At 60.8% G+C, this 15247-nt stretch carries 15 protein-coding genes and 1 pseudogene; 8 read left to right on the forward strand and 8 right to left on the reverse strand.

Features of this window, described 5'->3' with window-relative positions; translation table 11 throughout:
• The first annotated feature begins 30 nt into the window (after positions 1–30).
• The 3 genes from AACY31_RS03100 (at position 31) to AACY31_RS03110 (ending at position 4585) form a co-directional block, all read left to right on the forward strand.
• On the forward strand, positions 31–627 hold the full coding sequence (locus tag AACY31_RS03100) for a superoxide dismutase (protein WP_339475874.1): 597 nt from the start codon (positions 31–33) through the stop codon (positions 625–627).
• A gap of 294 nt (positions 628–921) precedes the next feature.
• Complete coding sequence (locus AACY31_RS03105) at positions 922–2973, forward strand: putative bifunctional diguanylate cyclase/phosphodiesterase (protein WP_339475876.1); 2052 nt, start codon at positions 922–924, stop codon at positions 2971–2973.
• Positions 2974–3241: 268 nt separating this feature from the next.
• Positions 3242–4585, forward strand: coding sequence for an imelysin family protein (locus AACY31_RS03110; RefSeq protein ID WP_339475878.1), 1344 nt, complete (start codon positions 3242–3244; stop codon positions 4583–4585).
• Positions 4586–4793: 208 nt separating this feature from the next.
• Here AACY31_RS03110 and AACY31_RS03115 read toward each other — a convergent pair whose 3' ends face one another.
• The 4 genes and pseudogenes from AACY31_RS03115 to AACY31_RS03130 all read right to left on the reverse strand — a co-directional run bounded on the left by AACY31_RS03115 (position 4794) and on the right by AACY31_RS03130 (position 7034).
• Positions 4794–6029, reverse strand: a complete 1236-nt coding sequence (locus tag AACY31_RS03115; protein ID WP_339475880.1) for an RNA polymerase sigma factor — start codon at positions 6027–6029, stop codon at positions 4794–4796.
• Positions 6030–6037: 8 nt separating this feature from the next.
• Positions 6038–6160 (reverse strand): annotated as a pseudogene (locus AACY31_RS03120) (polyketide cyclase); the annotation flags it as partial.
• Between the two features lie 27 nt (positions 6161–6187).
• Positions 6188–6532 (reverse strand): YciI family protein, encoded by a 345-nt coding sequence (locus AACY31_RS03125; protein WP_003198606.1) that lies wholly within the window; start codon positions 6530–6532, stop codon positions 6188–6190.
• 67 nt (positions 6533–6599) lie between these two features.
• Positions 6600–7034: a YybH family protein gene (locus tag AACY31_RS03130; RefSeq protein WP_339475885.1), complete on the reverse strand. Its 435-nt coding sequence runs from the start codon at positions 7032–7034 to the stop codon at positions 6600–6602.
• Positions 7035–7176: 142 nt separating this feature from the next.
• Between AACY31_RS03130 and AACY31_RS03135 the strand changes: the two genes are divergently transcribed.
• Positions 7177–7662 carry a GNAT family N-acetyltransferase gene (locus AACY31_RS03135; protein WP_339491512.1) on the forward strand — a complete coding sequence of 162 codons (486 nt, stop codon included), beginning with the start codon at positions 7177–7179 and terminating at the stop codon, positions 7660–7662.
• A gap of 115 nt (positions 7663–7777) precedes the next feature.
• Here AACY31_RS03135 and AACY31_RS03140 read toward each other — a convergent pair whose 3' ends face one another.
• The gene (locus tag AACY31_RS03140; RefSeq protein ID WP_339475891.1) at positions 7778–8275 is read right to left on the reverse strand and encodes a GyrI-like domain-containing protein; all 498 of its coding nucleotides are present in this window, start codon (positions 8273–8275) and stop codon (positions 7778–7780) included.
• Positions 8276–8354: 79 nt separating this feature from the next.
• A complete protein-coding gene (locus AACY31_RS03145) occupies positions 8355–9017 on the reverse strand; it encodes a LysE family translocator (protein WP_339475893.1) in 663 nt (220 codons plus the stop codon).
• 207 nt (positions 9018–9224) lie between these two features.
• On the opposite strand from AACY31_RS03145, the gene alaC reads away from it, so the two are divergent.
• The gene (alaC, locus tag AACY31_RS03150; RefSeq protein WP_207966956.1) at positions 9225–10442 is read left to right on the forward strand and encodes an alanine transaminase; all 1218 of its coding nucleotides are present in this window, start codon (positions 9225–9227) and stop codon (positions 10440–10442) included.
• Positions 10443–10562: 120 nt separating this feature from the next.
• Here the strand turns inward: alaC and AACY31_RS03155 are convergent, their stop codons facing one another.
• On the reverse strand, positions 10563–11915 hold the full coding sequence (locus AACY31_RS03155; protein WP_339475902.1) for a GntP family permease: 1353 nt from the start codon (positions 11913–11915) through the stop codon (positions 10563–10565).
• 92 nt (positions 11916–12007) lie between these two features.
• Positions 12008–12541, reverse strand: coding sequence for a gluconokinase (locus AACY31_RS03160; RefSeq protein ID WP_339475905.1), 534 nt, complete (start codon positions 12539–12541; stop codon positions 12008–12010).
• A 215-nt stretch (positions 12542–12756) separates the two neighbouring features.
• Between AACY31_RS03160 and AACY31_RS03165 the strand changes: the two genes are divergently transcribed.
• From AACY31_RS03165 to AACY31_RS03175, 3 genes are all read left to right on the forward strand, one after another.
• Entirely contained in the window at positions 12757–13788 is a 1032-nt protein-coding gene (locus AACY31_RS03165; protein ID WP_339475908.1) for a LacI family DNA-binding transcriptional regulator, read from the forward strand.
• A gap of 169 nt (positions 13789–13957) precedes the next feature.
• The gene (locus AACY31_RS03170) at positions 13958–14512 is read left to right on the forward strand and encodes a hypothetical protein (protein WP_339475911.1); all 555 of its coding nucleotides are present in this window, start codon (positions 13958–13960) and stop codon (positions 14510–14512) included.
• Positions 14513–14818: 306 nt separating this feature from the next.
• Positions 14819–15241, forward strand: a complete 423-nt coding sequence (locus AACY31_RS03175; RefSeq protein ID WP_339475914.1) for a GNAT family N-acetyltransferase — start codon at positions 14819–14821, stop codon at positions 15239–15241.
• The last annotated feature ends 6 nt before the right edge of the window (positions 15242–15247 follow it).

Here is a 15247-nt window from a genome sequence, read left to right on the forward strand (position 1 = left end):
ACCGCAACTGACCTGATTAGGAGAATCACCATGGCTTTCGAATTGCCGCCGCTGCCCTATCCACACGATGCACTGCAGCCGCACATCTCCAAAGAGACTCTGGAATACCACCACGACAAGCACCACAACACCTATGTCGTGAACCTGAACAACCTGGTGCCTGGCACCGAGTTCGAAGGCAAGACCCTGGAAGAAATCGTCAAGACTTCCTCGGGCGGCATCTTCAACAACGCCGCTCAGATCTGGAACCACACCTTCTACTGGAACTGCCTGGCGCCAAACGCCGGCGGTCAACCAACCGGCGCGCTGGCTGAAGCCATCAACACGGCCTTCGGTTCGTTCGACAAGTTCAAGGAAGAATTCAGCAAGACGTCCATCGGCACCTTCGGTTCCGGTTGGGGCTGGCTGGTGAAAAAGGCTGACGGTTCCCTGGCCCTGGCCAGCACCATCGGTGCCGGCAACCCGCTGACCAGCGGCGACACCCCGCTGCTGACTTGCGACGTGTGGGAACACGCCTACTACATCGACTACCGCAACGTTCGTCCGAAATACGTCGAAGCATTCTGGAACCTGGTCAACTGGAAATTCGTCGCCGAGCAGTTCGAAGGCAAAGCCTTCACCGCCTAAGCGTCGATGCCAGACAAGAAAACCCGGCGTCGTGCCGGGTTTTTTTTGCCGGGCAAAAATGACCACAGGCCAATACCTCGAGTCTGGAACCCCAAGAAAAAATCCCTGGAGACCTCAAGTTGCGGCCCCTTCCAACCGACACAATGGTCGTAGAGCAATCACTCTGGAAAAAACGTACACCGCTCAGGTTTCAAGCGAAAAACCTTGTGTTTGATTGTCCCTTTGACTGACATCACAGGATTGCCAATACTCATGGCAACTTGACGCTACCCGCACGGAACAAGGAACCACTCTTTGAAGCTGGAACTCAAGAACAGCTTGTCTGTGAAGTTGCTCCGGGTCGTGCTCCTCTCGGCATTGATCGTTGGCATGGTCTTGAGCTGCGCCCAGATCGTGTTCGATGCCTACAAAACCAAAAAGGCCGTCGCCAGTGACGCCCAGCAGATCCTCGATATGTTCCGCGATCCTTCGACCCAGGCCGTCTACAGCCTGGACCGGGAGATGGGCATGCAAGTGATCGAGGGCCTGTTCCAGGACGAAGCCGTACGCATGGCTTCCATTGGCCATCCCCGCGAAACCATGCTCGCCGAAAAAGCCCGGCCCTTGCAGCACTCCGAAAGCCGCTGGCTGACTGACCTGATCCTGGGCCAGGAGCGCACCTTCACCACGCAACTGGTGGGACGCGGGCCCTATAGCGAGTATTACGGCGACCTGAGCATTACCCTCGACACCGCCACCTACGGCGAGGGCTTCATCGTCAATTCGGTGATCATTTTCATTTCCGGGATGCTGCGGGCCCTGGCCATGGGGTTGGTGTTGTACCTGGTCTATCACTGGCTGCTGACCAAACCGTTGTCGCGGATCATCGAGCACCTGACCGAAATCAACCCTGATCGCCCCAGCGCGCACAAGATCCCGCAGTTGCGCGGCCACGAACAAAACGAGCTGGGCCTGTGGATCAATACGGCCAACCAACTGCTCGAATCCATCGAACGCAACACGAACCTGCGCCACGAAGCGGAAAACAGCCTGCTACGCATGGCCCAGTACGACTTCCTCACCGGCCTGCCCAACCGCCAGCAACTGCAACAGCAACTGGACAAGATCCTGGTGGACGCCGGGCGCCTGCAACGTCGGGTGGCGGTGCTGTGTGTTGGGCTGGATGACTTCAAGGGCATCAACGAACAGTTCAGCTATCAGACCGGCGACCAGCTGCTGCTGGCCCTGGCCGATCGACTGCGTGCCCACAGTGGCCGGCTCGGCGCACTGGCGCGGCTGGGGGGCGATCAGTTCGCCCTGGTCCAGGCCGACATCGAACAGCCTTACGAGGCCGCTGAACTGGCCCAGAGCATCCTCGATGACCTGGAAGCGCCGTTCGCCATCGACGATCAGCAAATCCGCCTACGGGCCACCATCGGTATCACCCTCTTCCCCGAAGACGGCGACAGCACCGAGAAACTGTTGCAGAAAGCCGAGCAGACCATGACCCTGGCCAAGAGCCGCTCGCGCAATCGCTACCAGTTCTACATCGCCAGCGTCGACAGCGAGATGCGCCGCCGTCGCGAACTGGAGAAAGACTTGCGCGAGGCCCTGTCCCGCGAGCAGTTCACCCTGGTGTACCAGCCGCAGATCAGCTACCGAGACCTGCGAGTAGTGGGCACCGAGGCCCTGATCCGCTGGCACCATCCCGAGCACGGCCTAGTGCCACCGGACCTGTTCATTCCCCTGGCCGAGCAGAACGGTACCATCATCGCCATCGGTGAATGGGTGCTGGACCAGGCTTGCAGGCAATTGCGCGAATGGCACGACCAGGGCTTCCTCGACCTGCGCATGGCGGTCAACCTGTCGACGGTGCAACTGCACCACGCCGAACTGCCGCGGGTGGTGAACAATCTCCTGCAAATGTACCGGCTGCCACCGCGCAGCCTGGAGCTGGAGGTTACCGAGACCGGTCTGATGGAAGACATCACCACCGCTGCCCAGCATTTGCTGAGCCTGCGCCGCTCTGGAGCGCTGATTGCCATCGATGACTTCGGGACCGGCTATTCATCGCTGAGCTATCTCAAGAGCCTGCCGCTGGACAAGATCAAGATCGACAAGAGCTTCGTCCAGGACCTGCTCGACGACGAGGACGATGCAACCATCGTCCGGGCCATCATCCAGTTGGGCAAGAGCCTGGGGATGCAGGTCATTGCCGAAGGCGTCGAGACGGTCGAGCAGGAAGCCTACATCATCGCCGAGGGCTGCCACGAAGGTCAGGGGTATTACTACAGCAAACCACTGCCGGCACGGGAATTGGGCCTTTACCTGAAGCAGGCCGAACGCAGCAAGGTTTCCATCATCTGATTCCGCCCGGGCGCCAGCCTTTGTAGGAGCTGGCGAAGCCTGCGATCTTTGGTTCGTTCGCTTTGGATTCAAGCGTCAGTGAAAAGATCGCAGCCTCGCTTCGCTCGGCAGCGCCTACAGACGCTACCTTAGGCGGCAATCTCCCATCATTAAATAAGAAATATTTACACCTACAACCCTTTACACATAATGCAAATCTTTCGCATTATGTCGCAGTTTTGCGCACACTCGCGCCCGTCCCATCCATTACCGAAGCAGGATGTTCGCCATGATTCGTATGCCCCTGGCTACCGCCAGTCTGCTGGCCATCGCTATTTCCCTCGCCGGTTGCGGCGAAGGCAAAGACAAGGCCTCCGCGCCGCAAGCGCCAACGCCTGCCGCCAGCACCGCGGCACCGGTCGCCCCTGCTGCTGCCGGAAAAATCGACGAAGCTGCCGCCAAGGCCGTTGTCGCGCACTATGCCGACATCGTCTATGCCGTCTACAGCGATGCCGAATCCACAGCGAAAACCCTGCAAACCGCCGTCGACGCGTTCCTGGCCAAGCCGAACGCCGAGACCCTGAACGCCGCCAAGGCTGCCTGGGTCGCCGCACGCGTGCCTTACCTGCAAAGCGAAGTGTTCCGCTTCGGCAACACCATCATTGACGACTGGGAAGGCCAGGTGAACGCCTGGCCCCTGGACGAGGGCCTGATCGACTACGTCGACCAATCCTACGCGCACGCCTTGGGTAACCCGGGCGCCACCGCCAACATCATCGCCAACACTGAAGTCCAGGTCGGCGAAGACAAGGTCGACGTGAAGGACATCACCCCGGAAAAACTCGCCGGCCTGAACGAGCTGGGCGGTTCCGAGGCCAACGTCGCCACCGGTTACCACGCCATCGAGTTCCTGCTGTGGGGCCAGGACCTCAACGGCACCGGCCCTGGCGCGGGCAACCGCCCGGCGTCCGACTACCTGCAAGGCGCTGGCGCCACAGGCGACCACAACGACCGTCGTCGTGCCTACCTCAAGTCCGTGACCCAACTGTTGGTCAACGACCTGGAAGAGATGGTCGGCAACTGGAAACCCAACGTGGCCGACAACTACCGCGCCACCCTGGAAGCCGAGCCCGCCGAAAACGGCCTGCGCAAGATGCTGTTCGGCATGGGCAGCCTGTCCCTGGGTGAACTGGCGGGCGAACGCATGAAGGTGTCCCTGGAAGCCAACTCGCCAGAAGACGAGCAGGATTGTTTCAGCGACAACACCCACAACTCGCACTTCTACGATGCCAAGGGCGTACGCAACGTGTACCTGGGCGAATACACCCGCGTCGACGGCACCAAGATGACCGGCGCGAGCCTGTCGTCCCTGGTCGCCAAGGCCGATCCGGCCGCGGACACCGCGCTCAAGGCCGACCTGGCCGACACCGAAGCCAAGATCCAGGTCATGGTCGATCACGCCAACAAAGGTGAGCACTACGACCAACTGATCGCCGCCGGCAACACCGCAGGCAACCAGGTCGTGCGCGACGCCATCGCCGCACTGGTCAAGCAGACCGGTTCGATCGAACAGGCTGCTGGCAAACTGGGCATCAGCGAGCTGAACCCGGACAGCGCTGATCACGAGTTCTGATCAACGCCGGCTGGCTGAAGGTTAACGCAGCCAGCCAAACCACAAAACCTGTGGGAGCGAGCTTGCTCGCGATAGGGGCTTAATCAGTCAACATCGATGTTGGCCGATTCTCCGCTTTCGCGAGCAAGCTCGCTCCCACATTGGTTTCCGATGCTCATAAAATGCGATGCACACCACAACTCCCACAGGGAGCGTTGCTTGTGGGTCATCATTGCAACCCCGCAAGCCGCCCCTCGATAAACCGCCGTTCCGGCAATTGCTGCGTCAACTCAAGCGCGCGTCGATACGCCGCCCTCGCCTCGTCCAATCGTCCCAGTTGACGACAGAATTGCGCCTGCGCCGAGTAGGCCAAGTGATAGTCGAGTAACTCCCCACGCCCCAGAATCGCCTCGACCAGGCGCAAGCCGGCTTCCGGTCCGTCGCGCTTGGCCAGGGCAGCGGCGCGGTTGAGTTCGATCACCGGAGACGGCACGGCCCTGAGCAGCACATCATAGAGTCCGACGATTTGCGGCCAGTCGGTCTGCTCTGCCGTCGGCGCTTCGGCATGCACCGCCGCAATCGCCGCTTGCAGGCAGTACGGCCCGAACCGGCGGGTCTTCAGCGCGGCCTCCACCAATGCACAGCCCTCGGTGATCATCTGGGCATCCCATAAAGATCGCGCCTGTTCATCCAGCAGAATCAGCTCACCGGTCGATGACGTTCGCGCCGGGCGCCGGGATTCGTGCAGCAACATCAACGCCAGCAACCCCATGACCTCTGCCTCGGGCAGCAACTCCATCAGCAGACGCCCGAGGCGGATGGCTTCGCGCGTCAGGTCTTCGCGGGTCAGCTCTGCGCCCATCGAGGCCGAATAACCTTCGTTGAACACCAGGTAGATCACCCGCAGCACGCTGTCCAGCCGTTCCGGCAGTTCCGCGCGGGACGGCACCTGGTAGGGGATCCTGGCATCGCGGATTTTCGCCTTGGCCCGCACGATGCGCTGGGCAATGGCCGCCGGAGCGGCGAGGAAAGCCCGGGCGATCTGCTCGGTGGTCAGGTCACAGACTTCCCGCAGCGTCAGGGGCACCTGGGCATCCGCTGCCAGGGCCGGGTGGCAACAGGTGAAAATCAGCCGCAGGCGATCATCTTCCACGTCTTCATCATTCCACGGGCCCTGCTCCAGCGCTTCGAGCTGGGCGATCAACATCGGCCGGGACGCGGCGAATCGCGCGCGCCGGCGCAAACTGTCGATGGCTTTGAAACGCCCGGCAGACACCAGCCAGGCCCGCGGGTTGTCCGGCACACCGTCGCGCTGCCAGCGCTCGAGCGCGATGAAAAAAGCCTCGTGCAAGGCGTCTTCGGCGAGGTCGAAGTCCCCCAGCAGGCGAATCAACGTCGCCAAGATCCGCCGCGAGTCTTGCCGATAAACCTGCTCAACCCGCGCCTTGACCGTTCCGGCCAACATCAGTCGCGCATGCCTTGGGGTCCCCTTTGGACCCGCAAGACGGGCTCGGTCCAGGTGCGGAAAGTCTTCTGACGCGGTGCGTCGATCATTCGGCTGATGGATAACGCGTAGGGGGCAGCTGCAAGGCTCATGAATAAAGTCCTGTTTGTATTTGTTGTTCAGGGATTCAGTTGGCGTACCGGTCGCACTTCGACGCAGCCGACCCGGGCCGCCGGGATATTACCGGCGACCTGGATGGCTTCGTTGAGGTCCTTGGCATCGATCAGGTAGAAGCCCGCCAGTTGCTCCTTGGTTTCGGCGAACGGGCCGTCGGTGATCGACAGCTTGCCGCCGCGCATGCGCACCGTGGTGGCGGTCTGCACCGACTCCAAGGCCTCGGCGGCCAGCATCCGCCCACTGCCCTGGATCGATTCGGCATAGGCCATGCACTCGGCGTCCTCCGGGCTGTCGGGCGAGTTGTGCAGCGTGTGTTCGTTGCTATACACCAGGCATAGGTACTTCATGGAAGGCTCCGTGATCGGACTGATCAACTATGGATGGCAGAATGAGGCTCAGCAAAAAAACTGACGATCAGGGTTGCAGGTCGAACAGCGCTGTCCCGGCCATTGGGTCGAACGGTGCAGACCAATGTTCATGGACGATCCGCCACTGCCCGGCTACACGCTGGTAGCAGGCCGTCACACGCATCCAGCAGGCCTGTTCCTCACCTTTTTCGTTGGTGCCGCCGCAATAGGCCAGCCAGTGGGCAAAAGCGATATTGTCGGCCGAGCTAATCTTGACCTGATGGAAGTCGAACTTGTGCGGGCCGGGGCACATTTCCATGCAGGCTTGCCAATGGGCCCGGTAAGCGGTCTTGCCCTTGAATTGCAAGGCCAGGATGGCATCGAACGAGACAATGTCTTCGTCATAGAGCGCCATGACCTTTTCGACGTCCTTGGCCATGACGGCTTGGCGATAGGTCTCGATCAAGGCCTGTATTTCGGTTTCAGTGGCTTGGGTATTCATGGTGATTCTCCGCAGCTTTTTTGTTGAAGACACCCTTTGTCGGTTGGAGAAACAGCGAATCGACACCCCAACAAAAATAATTCAAAGAAAAAAAAACGCTAGAATCCCAGCCCTATTCTGCCGGCAGACAACGGACGTTTTTTTGACCGCTCAGCTCGTACCCTACGAAAACCTGACCCCGCTTCAACGCGAACAGGTCAGCGCGATCGAAATCCACCTCGAACAGATCAAGTTCGCCGGCGATATCCACGGTGCCCTGCACACCCTGCTGTCCAAGCCCGGCCCCGGGGTCAAAGGGTTTGCGCTGTTGGCAGAAGAGGTACCGGTGGCCTTCCTGCTGCTTAAGCGCCCGCCGGTACTGCCCGCCTGGGCCAACGAACACAGCGCCACCCTGCATGCCCTGCAAGTGGACCACCGAGCCCAAGGCAAAGGTTATGGCAAGGCCTGCCTGCAGGCGCTGCCCGCCGTGGCGCGGGCCGCCTGGCCGGAAATCCGCGGGCTGGAACTCTCGGTCGACGCCGATAACGCCTCGGCCATCGGCCTGTACACCCGGCTGGGCTGGGTCGACAGTGGCGAGGCCTACAAGGGCCGCATCGGTTATGAGCGGCGGATGGGGTTGGTGTTCTGACACCTTGCCCCCGTAGGAACTGTCGAGCGAAGCGAGGCTGCGATCTTTCCACAGCCAATCAAGTCTTGAGCGACGTACAGAGCCAAGATCAAAAGATCGCAGCCTTCGGCAGCTCCTACACGGCGCCTGGACTTTTGAGCGGGATCCAGATCTCCAGGGTGCCTTCACCGGTCCTGGGGTTGAAGTCTTCGCTGTAGCGCTCGAACTCCGGCAATTGCGCCGCGGTATGACCGGAATGTGGCAGCCACTCGTTCCAGATGTATTGGAACGTGTCCGGTAGTTGTTTCAACGACCCCTTGTGTTCGAAGACGGCGTAATACCCCGACTGGATTTCGATCCAGCGGTATTGTTCCGGCAGACCAGCGAGCCGGCTGATTTCCACGCCAGCAATGTATTCGAACCCACCCTGCCCGTCCGGGTTACAAAACACGCCGTAGGTCACTTCATCTTTCTGCCCTGGCACCTTACCGAGCCAGGGCAGGAACTTTTCCCAGAGCAAAGGGATGTCTTGGGCAGTGTCCTGGGTAAAACGAGCACCAAAGCCGGCAATAAGCTGAAAACGCCCCTGTTCAAAGCGTGGTTCGGCTATGTAATCGCGTTTGAGCTTTTCCATGCAGTAACACTCCAGCAAACGTGAAGTCAGGCTTGGCAGTATAGAAGCCAAACCGTGATTGCCAGGGTCGTTTCGCCTGTCAAATGCCCGGCAAAGCACCGGCCCCGGCTTTTCCGACAAACTCGTTGTAGCCAGAAACAATCACGTATACCGCGAAATAGCAGAAGATCGCGGCGGATGCCCAATAGGAGTAACGCAACAGTTTATCTCCCAACAGTTTTCCGCCCTGGGTCGCCGCCAGACACAGGGCCGCGCACCACAGCAGTCCGGCGCAGAGAAAACCGCTGAGGAACAGCGCCGAGCTGAGCAAGGTTCCGCCGCCCGAACGAGCGATCAGCGAACCGCCCACCGCCGCAAACCAGAGGATGGCACTGGGTGATGACATGGCCAGGAAAATCCCGCGCAAGAACTCCTGGCGCGAGGAGTTACCCTGCACCTCGCCGGCCTCGGCCAGCACGGCGCTGTGATAGATCGCCGAATGGATCATCTTCGCCGCGAAATACAGCAACAGTCCCGAGCCACCCAGCCAGAGCACCCAACGCACCGCTTCGTATTGCAGCAGCACGGTCATGCCCGCCAGGGCCAGGACGGCGTAGACCAGGTCGCCCACGCAGGTGCCCAGGCCCAGGGCGAAACCCTGGAAGTAACCGCGCTGCATCGCCAGGGTGATCATCGCGATATTGGCCACGCCAATGTCCAGGCACAGGGAGAGACTCAGCAGAAAACCGCTGGAAAATTCCATCATTCATTCCGTTCGATTGGGTACAGCGAATTCAACTGCCCGCAGCCAGCGTTGATGGCTGGGTAGCGAGCTCGACAGTGTCGTCGAAAATAGTTGCGCGCCGCTACTGGACAATCGGCCATCAGCCCCCTTATCTTTCGCCGCAGGCCACCGCAGTGGCCAACGTCGCTCGGACGGTTCCGGGCGCTCACGTATCTCGAGGCAACAATGGCCGAACAAGGTTCGCCGCGCCGCTTTGCGCGCATCGATCGACTCCCCCCCTACGTATTCAATATCACTGCCGAGCTGAAGATGGCTGCGCGTCGGCGCGGCGAAGACATCATCGACTTGAGCATGGGTAACCCCGACGGCGCCACGCCCCCGCACATCGTGGAAAAACTGGTCACCGTCGCCCAGCGTGAAGACACCCACGGCTACTCCACCTCCAAAGGCATCCCACGCCTGCGCCGCGCCATTTCGCGCTGGTACAAGGACCGCTATGAGGTGGACATCGACCCGGAAACCGAAGCCATTGTCACCATCGGTTCCAAGGAAGGCCTGGCCCACCTGATGCTGGCAACCCTGGACCAAGGCGATACGGTGCTGGTGCCCAACCCCAGCTACCCGATCCATATCTACGGCGCGGTGATCGCCGGCGCCCAGGTGCGTTCGGTGCCGCTGGTACCGGGCGTGGACTTCTTCGACGAACTGGAGCGGGCCATACGCGGCTCGATTCCCAAGCCGAAGATGATGATCCTCGGTTTTCCCTCCAACCCCACCGCCCAGTGCGTGGAGCTGGACTTCTTCGAACGGGTCATCGCCCTGGCCAAGCAGTACGACGTCCTGGTGATCCACGACCTGGCCTACGCCGACATCGTCTACGACGGCTGGAAAGCCCCGTCGATCATGCAAGTGCCCGGTGCGAAAGACATCGCAGTGGAGTTCTTCACCCTCTCCAAGAGCTACAACATGGCCGGCTGGCGCATCGGTTTCATGGTGGGCAACCCGGAACTGGTCAATGCCCTGGCGCGGATCAAGAGCTACCACGACTACGGCACCTTCACCCCGCTGCAAGTGGCCGCCATCGCCGCCCTCGAAGGCGACCAGCAATGCGTGCGCGACATCGCCGAACAGTACCGCCAGCGCCGCAACGTGCTGGTCAAGGGCCTGCATGAACTGGGCTGGATGGTGGAGAACCCCAAGGCGTCGATGTACGTCTGGGCCAAGATTCCCGAAGCCTACGCCCACCTGGGCTCACTGGAATTTGCCAAGAAGCTGTTGGCCGAAGCCAAGGTCTGCGTCTCGCCGGGGGTGGGGTTCGGGGAATATGGGGATGATCACGTGCGCTTCGCGCTGATCGAAAACCAGGACCGAATTCGCCAGGCCGTGCGCGGGATACGCGGGATGTTCCGGGCGGATGGGTTGGTAAACAAACCTGGCGCCTGACGCAAAACCCAATGTGTGAGCGGGCTTGCTCGCGAAGACGGTGCATCAGTCATTATCTACTCGACTGACACACCGCCTTCGCGAGCAAGCCCGCTCCCACAGTTTGTTCAGCAGCGTTTATTAGACCACCAGCGACAGCAGCAGGATAAAGATCAACCCCACCACGGACAGGATGGTTTCCATCGCGGTCCAGGTCTTGAAAGTTTCGGCCACGGTCATGTTGAAGTACTGCTTGACCAGCCAGAAGCCTGCGTCGTTGACGTGGGACAGGATCAACGAACCGGCACCGGTCGCCAGCACCAGCAGCTCACGGTTCACACCCGGCATCATCCCCACCACTGGCACCACGATCCCGGCACCGGTAATGGTCGCCACCGTCGCCGAGCCTGTGGCAATGCGGATCACCGCAGCCACCAGCCACGCCAGCAGGATCGGCGAGATCTGCGCACTCACTGCCATGTGACCGATCACATCGCCCACGCCGCTGGTCACCAGCATCTGCTTGAAGCCACCACCGGCACCGATGATCAGGATGATCGCGGCGGTCGGCGCAAGGCTGGCGTCCAGCCATTTGAGCATCTGGTTGGCACCGATGCCCTGCTTGTAACCAAAGGTGTACAGCGACAGCAACAGCGCCAGCAGCAAGGCCGAGATCGGGTGGCCGATCATGTCCATCCAGGCGCGGAAGAGGTTGCCATCGGGCAGCGCTACGTCAGCAAAGGTCTTGAGCAGCATCAGGAATACCGGCGACAGCACGGTGATCAGGGTGATGCTGAAGCTTGGCAGTTCGGCGGAGTTCGTCTCACGGGACAGTTGGTCCACCAGTTCCTGGTTCGGATGACCGGGGATGTGTTTGGCAATGAACGTACCAAAGATCGGCCCGGCGATGATGGCTGTCGGCAGCGCTACGATCAGGCCATAGAGAATGGTCTTGCCGATGTCGGCGCCAAACACGCCAATCGCCAGCAGCGGCCCCGGGTGTGGCGGCACCAGGCCGTGGACGGCGGAAAGACCGGCCAGCAGCGGGATACCGATCTTGATGATCGACACGCCGGTGCGACGAGCAACGATGAACACCAGCGGGATCAGCAACACGAAGCCGATTTCGAAGAACAGCGGAATGCCCACCAGGAACGCGGCGAACATCATGGCCCACTGCACCTTGTCCTTGCCGAAAGCGCGAATCAGGGTCTGGGCGATCTGATCGGCCCCGCCCGACTCGGCCATCATTTTGCCGAGCATCGTGCCCAGCGCCAGGATGATGCCGACAAAGCCCAGCACGCCACCGAAGCCATCCTGAAACGCCTTGATGATGGTGCCGGTCGGCATGCCCGACGTCAGGCCAAGGAACGCGGCGGCGATGGTCAGTGCAATGAACGGGTGGAATTTGAATTTGGTGATGAGGATGATGAGTCCGATCACCGTGACCACTGCATCAAGCAGCAGAAACGTCTCGTGGGACATGCCGAACATGGGAGGTGTCTCCTGATTTGTTGTTGTTATTGAAGCAGTTATTGGTTAGCCGTCGGGGTAGCGCTATCTTTCTGACGCGCATTTTTTGAAAGTCAGCCGGCAAGCTTCAAACCATGGTCCAACCACCAGACGTAAGCCTGATGTGCCAGCTCCTCGACGCTGTGGCTGGACGCATCCAGAGCCAGGGTCAGGGGCTCGCCGACAGGGGATTCAAGGGTGGCAAACTGGCTGTCGATCAGGGTCGACGGCATAAAATGGCCGGGACGATGGGAAACGCGGTCGGCGGCCACTTCGGGGGTCAATTCAAGGAATACGAAGCCCAGGCCTGGCAAGGCGCTGCGCAGACGCTCGCGATAACTGTGCTTGAGGGCCGAGCAAGTCAGCACCGGGCGCTCGCCGGTGGCGTCGACACGGCGCAACTCATCGCACAGGCTGTCGAGCCAGCCGGCACGGTCGTCGTCGTTCAAGGGAATACCGGCGCTCATCTTCTGGATGTTGGCCGCAGGGTGAAAAGTGTCGCCTTCAATGGCAGCGGCGCCGCTCAACTGGCACAGCGCCTGGCTGACGCAAGTTTTGCCGCAACCGGCAACGCCCATGATGACCAGGGCGGTGATGGGATTATTCATATAACACCTCTGCGCGAAGACAGCGCTACCTTTGCCAGTTATGACACCGCAGCAAAAGCAGAAGTTGCCGACGCCTTCTTGTCATTTTTGTAGTTGCAGCCTGTTCGTTCACGACACCAGCACACAGGGATCAGGCAAACCCCACTTACGCATTTGCAGCCGCGTCGAGACAGCGCTACCTTAGTGCCTTGATTTTTGTTTGGCAAGCCGCCCTGATGACCGCCCCTAAAAACGATAAGAATACTCGCACTACCGGTCGCCCTACGCTCAACGAAGTCGCACGCCTGGCCGGTGTCAGCCCTATCACCGCCTCCCGTGCCCTGCGCGGCGTCAGCACCGTAGCCGTCGACCTGGTGGAAAAAGTCCGCCAGGCCGCCGTGGAGCTCAACTACGTCGTCAACCCCGCCGCCCGCGCCCTGGCTTCGGCCCAGAGCCATTCGGTGGTGGTGCTGGTGCCGTCATTGTCCAACTTGTTGTTCATCGACACCCTGGAAGCCATTCATCGGGTGCTGCGACCCAAAGGTTTCGAAGTGGTGATCGGCAACTACCACTACTCCCGGGACGAAGAAGAAGACCTGCTGCGCAACTACATGGCCTATCAGCCGCGTGGTTTGCTGCTGACCGGTTTCGACCGCACCGAAAGCGCCCGGCGCATGATCGAAGCCAGCAATATTCCCTGCGTGTACATGATGGAACTGGACCCCGGCGCGGGGCTCAACTGCGTCGGCTTTTCCCAGCTCAAGGCCGGCGAAACGGCGGCCGAGCACCTGATTTCAAAAGGCCGCAAGCGCCTGGCCTACATCGGCGCACAACTGGATCAACGCACCTTGCTGCGTGGCGAAGGTTTTCGCCGCGCCCTGCAGAAAGCCGGCCTGTATGACCCGGACCTGGAACTGCTGACCCCTCGCCCGTCATCGGTAGGCCTGGGCGGCGAATTGTTCCTGCAGTTGCTGGACAACCACCCCGATGTCGATGCGATCTTCTTCGGCAACGACGACCTGGCCCATGGCGCGTTGTTCGAGGCGCTGCGCTGCGGCATCAAGATCCCCGAGCAGGTCTCGGTCCTGGGCTTCAACGACCTGCCCGCGTCGGCTCACATGGTGCCGCGCCTGAGCAGCATCAGCACCCCACGGGAAGCCATCGGCCGTCGCGCCGCCGAACAGATGCTGACGCTGATGGCCGGCAACCGCATCGCGCAGCCAGTGGTGGACATGGGCTTTGAGCTCAAGGTCCGCGAAAGCACCTGAGCCGCCCCCCACCTGCACACCGGCGCGGTCGATCCATGCCGTCCGCCGGCAAGGGGTGGCCGCCCCGCTCGCCGCGTGCCTGTGCGCAACCCTTGGAATAGGGGCCTTGCGACGAGGGCATGGGAATTGCTCCTGCCCATCGCTCAGTCATTACCTACAGGTGTTCATCATGTTGGTCAGTGCAAAACAGCAAGCGATGGTCTTGCCACTCAAACGCCCGGGCGAAGATCCCACCGCCGAAGCCGCCAGCGGCCTGCAAAGTGCCGCGTTGCAGGCCTTGCGCAATAACATCCAGGCCCAGTCCAGCCAGAGCGCTAGCCAGGTCCAGGAGTCCTCCACCCGTCAAGCCACGCAGCAGGTCAACGCCGCCACCGCCATCAGCGACAAGGTGGACGAGGCGCTCGCCAAGACCCGCGTGCAATTGCAGACCGTTGCTTCACCAGCGTCCGAAGAACCCACGACGCTTGGCGGCTCTGCGACGGCAGAATTCAAGGACTACATGAGCAAGGCGCCCGAAGAGCGCCTGCGCGACAGCATCCTTGAAGAAATGGGCATTACCCGGGAAGAGTTGGAGGCGATGCCGCCAGAGAAGCAAATGGCGGTCAGCCAGGCAATTGCCCAGCGCATGCAGGACAAGGCGAGAATGGCCCAGGTCGAGAAAACCCAGCAGAGCGGCGCGAGCGACAACGCGTCGGTCGTGGACACCTTCCTCGCAGCCCTCTGAGCGCGGGCAGCACGTCAATAACAATGCATCAGCAGTGTTGAGCGGGGTATCGCCGCCCCGACTCAAACCTGCGACCAACCGAAACGACAGCGGTTCAATGCCCGAACAGGTTCACCTTCTTGGCCTTTTTGTCGGCGCGTTTTTCGTCGGCAGTCTTCGCCGGTTTTTTCTTTGCCGCTTTTTTTGAATCCATGCCTTTGGCCATGATACGTACTCCACTCATACGGGATGTGAAGTCAGGTATACACCTATCGCCGCACCTGCGTTCTTTTATAATCGCCCTCCCCTTATCGCCACGACCCTGCCATGTCCAAAATCCATTACGCAGCGCTCGAAAACTCGCTTTGGCCGCTGATGAACAAGTTTTATCGCGCCCACCAATCCTCGATGAAAGCCGTGCGTGACGCACAGCTTTGGGTGGCGCGACGCGATGAGATCGTCGCCGCCCTGTGCCTGCGGCCAGTGTCGGGTGGGCATTGGTTGACAGGGTTGTTCGTCGACCCGGCGTACCGCGTACAAGGCGTCGCCGCACGGTTGATCGCCGAAGCGGTGAACGGCGTGAATGAGCCGGTGTGGCTGTTCTGCCACCCGGACCTGCGCGGTTTTTATGAGCGGCGTGGTTTCAGCTTCGACCCCGAACTGCCCTATGCGATGGCCGAACGCCTGAGCCGGTATGCGCGCAGCAAGCCGATGATTGCGATGGGGCTTGTACCAAATACACAATCCTGAAGTGCA

The organism is Pseudomonas sp. RL_105y_Pfl2_101, assembly GCF_963970585.1.
GTDB lineage: Bacteria > Pseudomonadota > Gammaproteobacteria > Pseudomonadales > Pseudomonadaceae > Aquipseudomonas.

What these genes read in the sequence shown, in the direction of transcription:
- AACY31_RS03100 (WP_339475874.1), top strand. Translation starts at nt 31, where the DNA reads ATGGCTTTCGAATTGCCGCCGCTGCCCTATCCACACGATGCACTGCAG.
- AACY31_RS03110 (WP_339475878.1), top strand. Translation starts at nt 3,242, where the DNA reads ATGATTCGTATGCCCCTGGCTACCGCCAGTCTGCTGGCCATCGCTATT.
- AACY31_RS03115 (WP_339475880.1), bottom strand. Translation starts at nt 6,029, where the DNA reads ATGTTGGCCGGAACGGTCAAGGCGCGGGTTGAGCAGGTTTATCGGCAA.
- AACY31_RS03125 (WP_003198606.1), bottom strand. Translation starts at nt 6,532, where the DNA reads ATGAAGTACCTATGCCTGGTGTATAGCAACGAACACACGCTGCACAAC.
- AACY31_RS03130 (WP_339475885.1), bottom strand. Translation starts at nt 7,034, where the DNA reads ATGAATACCCAAGCCACTGAAACCGAAATACAGGCCTTGATCGAGACC.
- AACY31_RS03140 (WP_339475891.1), bottom strand. Translation starts at nt 8,275, where the DNA reads ATGGAAAAGCTCAAACGCGATTACATAGCCGAACCACGCTTTGAACAG.
- AACY31_RS03145 (WP_339475893.1), bottom strand. Translation starts at nt 9,017, where the DNA reads ATGGAATTTTCCAGCGGTTTTCTGCTGAGTCTCTCCCTGTGCCTGGAC.
- alaC (WP_207966956.1), top strand. Translation starts at nt 9,225, where the DNA reads ATGGCCGAACAAGGTTCGCCGCGCCGCTTTGCGCGCATCGATCGACTC.
- AACY31_RS03155 (WP_339475902.1), bottom strand. Translation starts at nt 11,915, where the DNA reads ATGTTCGGCATGTCCCACGAGACGTTTCTGCTGCTTGATGCAGTGGTC.
- AACY31_RS03160 (WP_339475905.1), bottom strand. Translation starts at nt 12,541, where the DNA reads ATGAATAATCCCATCACCGCCCTGGTCATCATGGGCGTTGCCGGTTGC.
- AACY31_RS03165 (WP_339475908.1), top strand. Translation starts at nt 12,757, where the DNA reads ATGACCGCCCCTAAAAACGATAAGAATACTCGCACTACCGGTCGCCCT.
- AACY31_RS03170 (WP_339475911.1), top strand. Translation starts at nt 13,958, where the DNA reads ATGTTGGTCAGTGCAAAACAGCAAGCGATGGTCTTGCCACTCAAACGC.
- AACY31_RS03175 (WP_339475914.1), top strand. Translation starts at nt 14,819, where the DNA reads ATGTCCAAAATCCATTACGCAGCGCTCGAAAACTCGCTTTGGCCGCTG.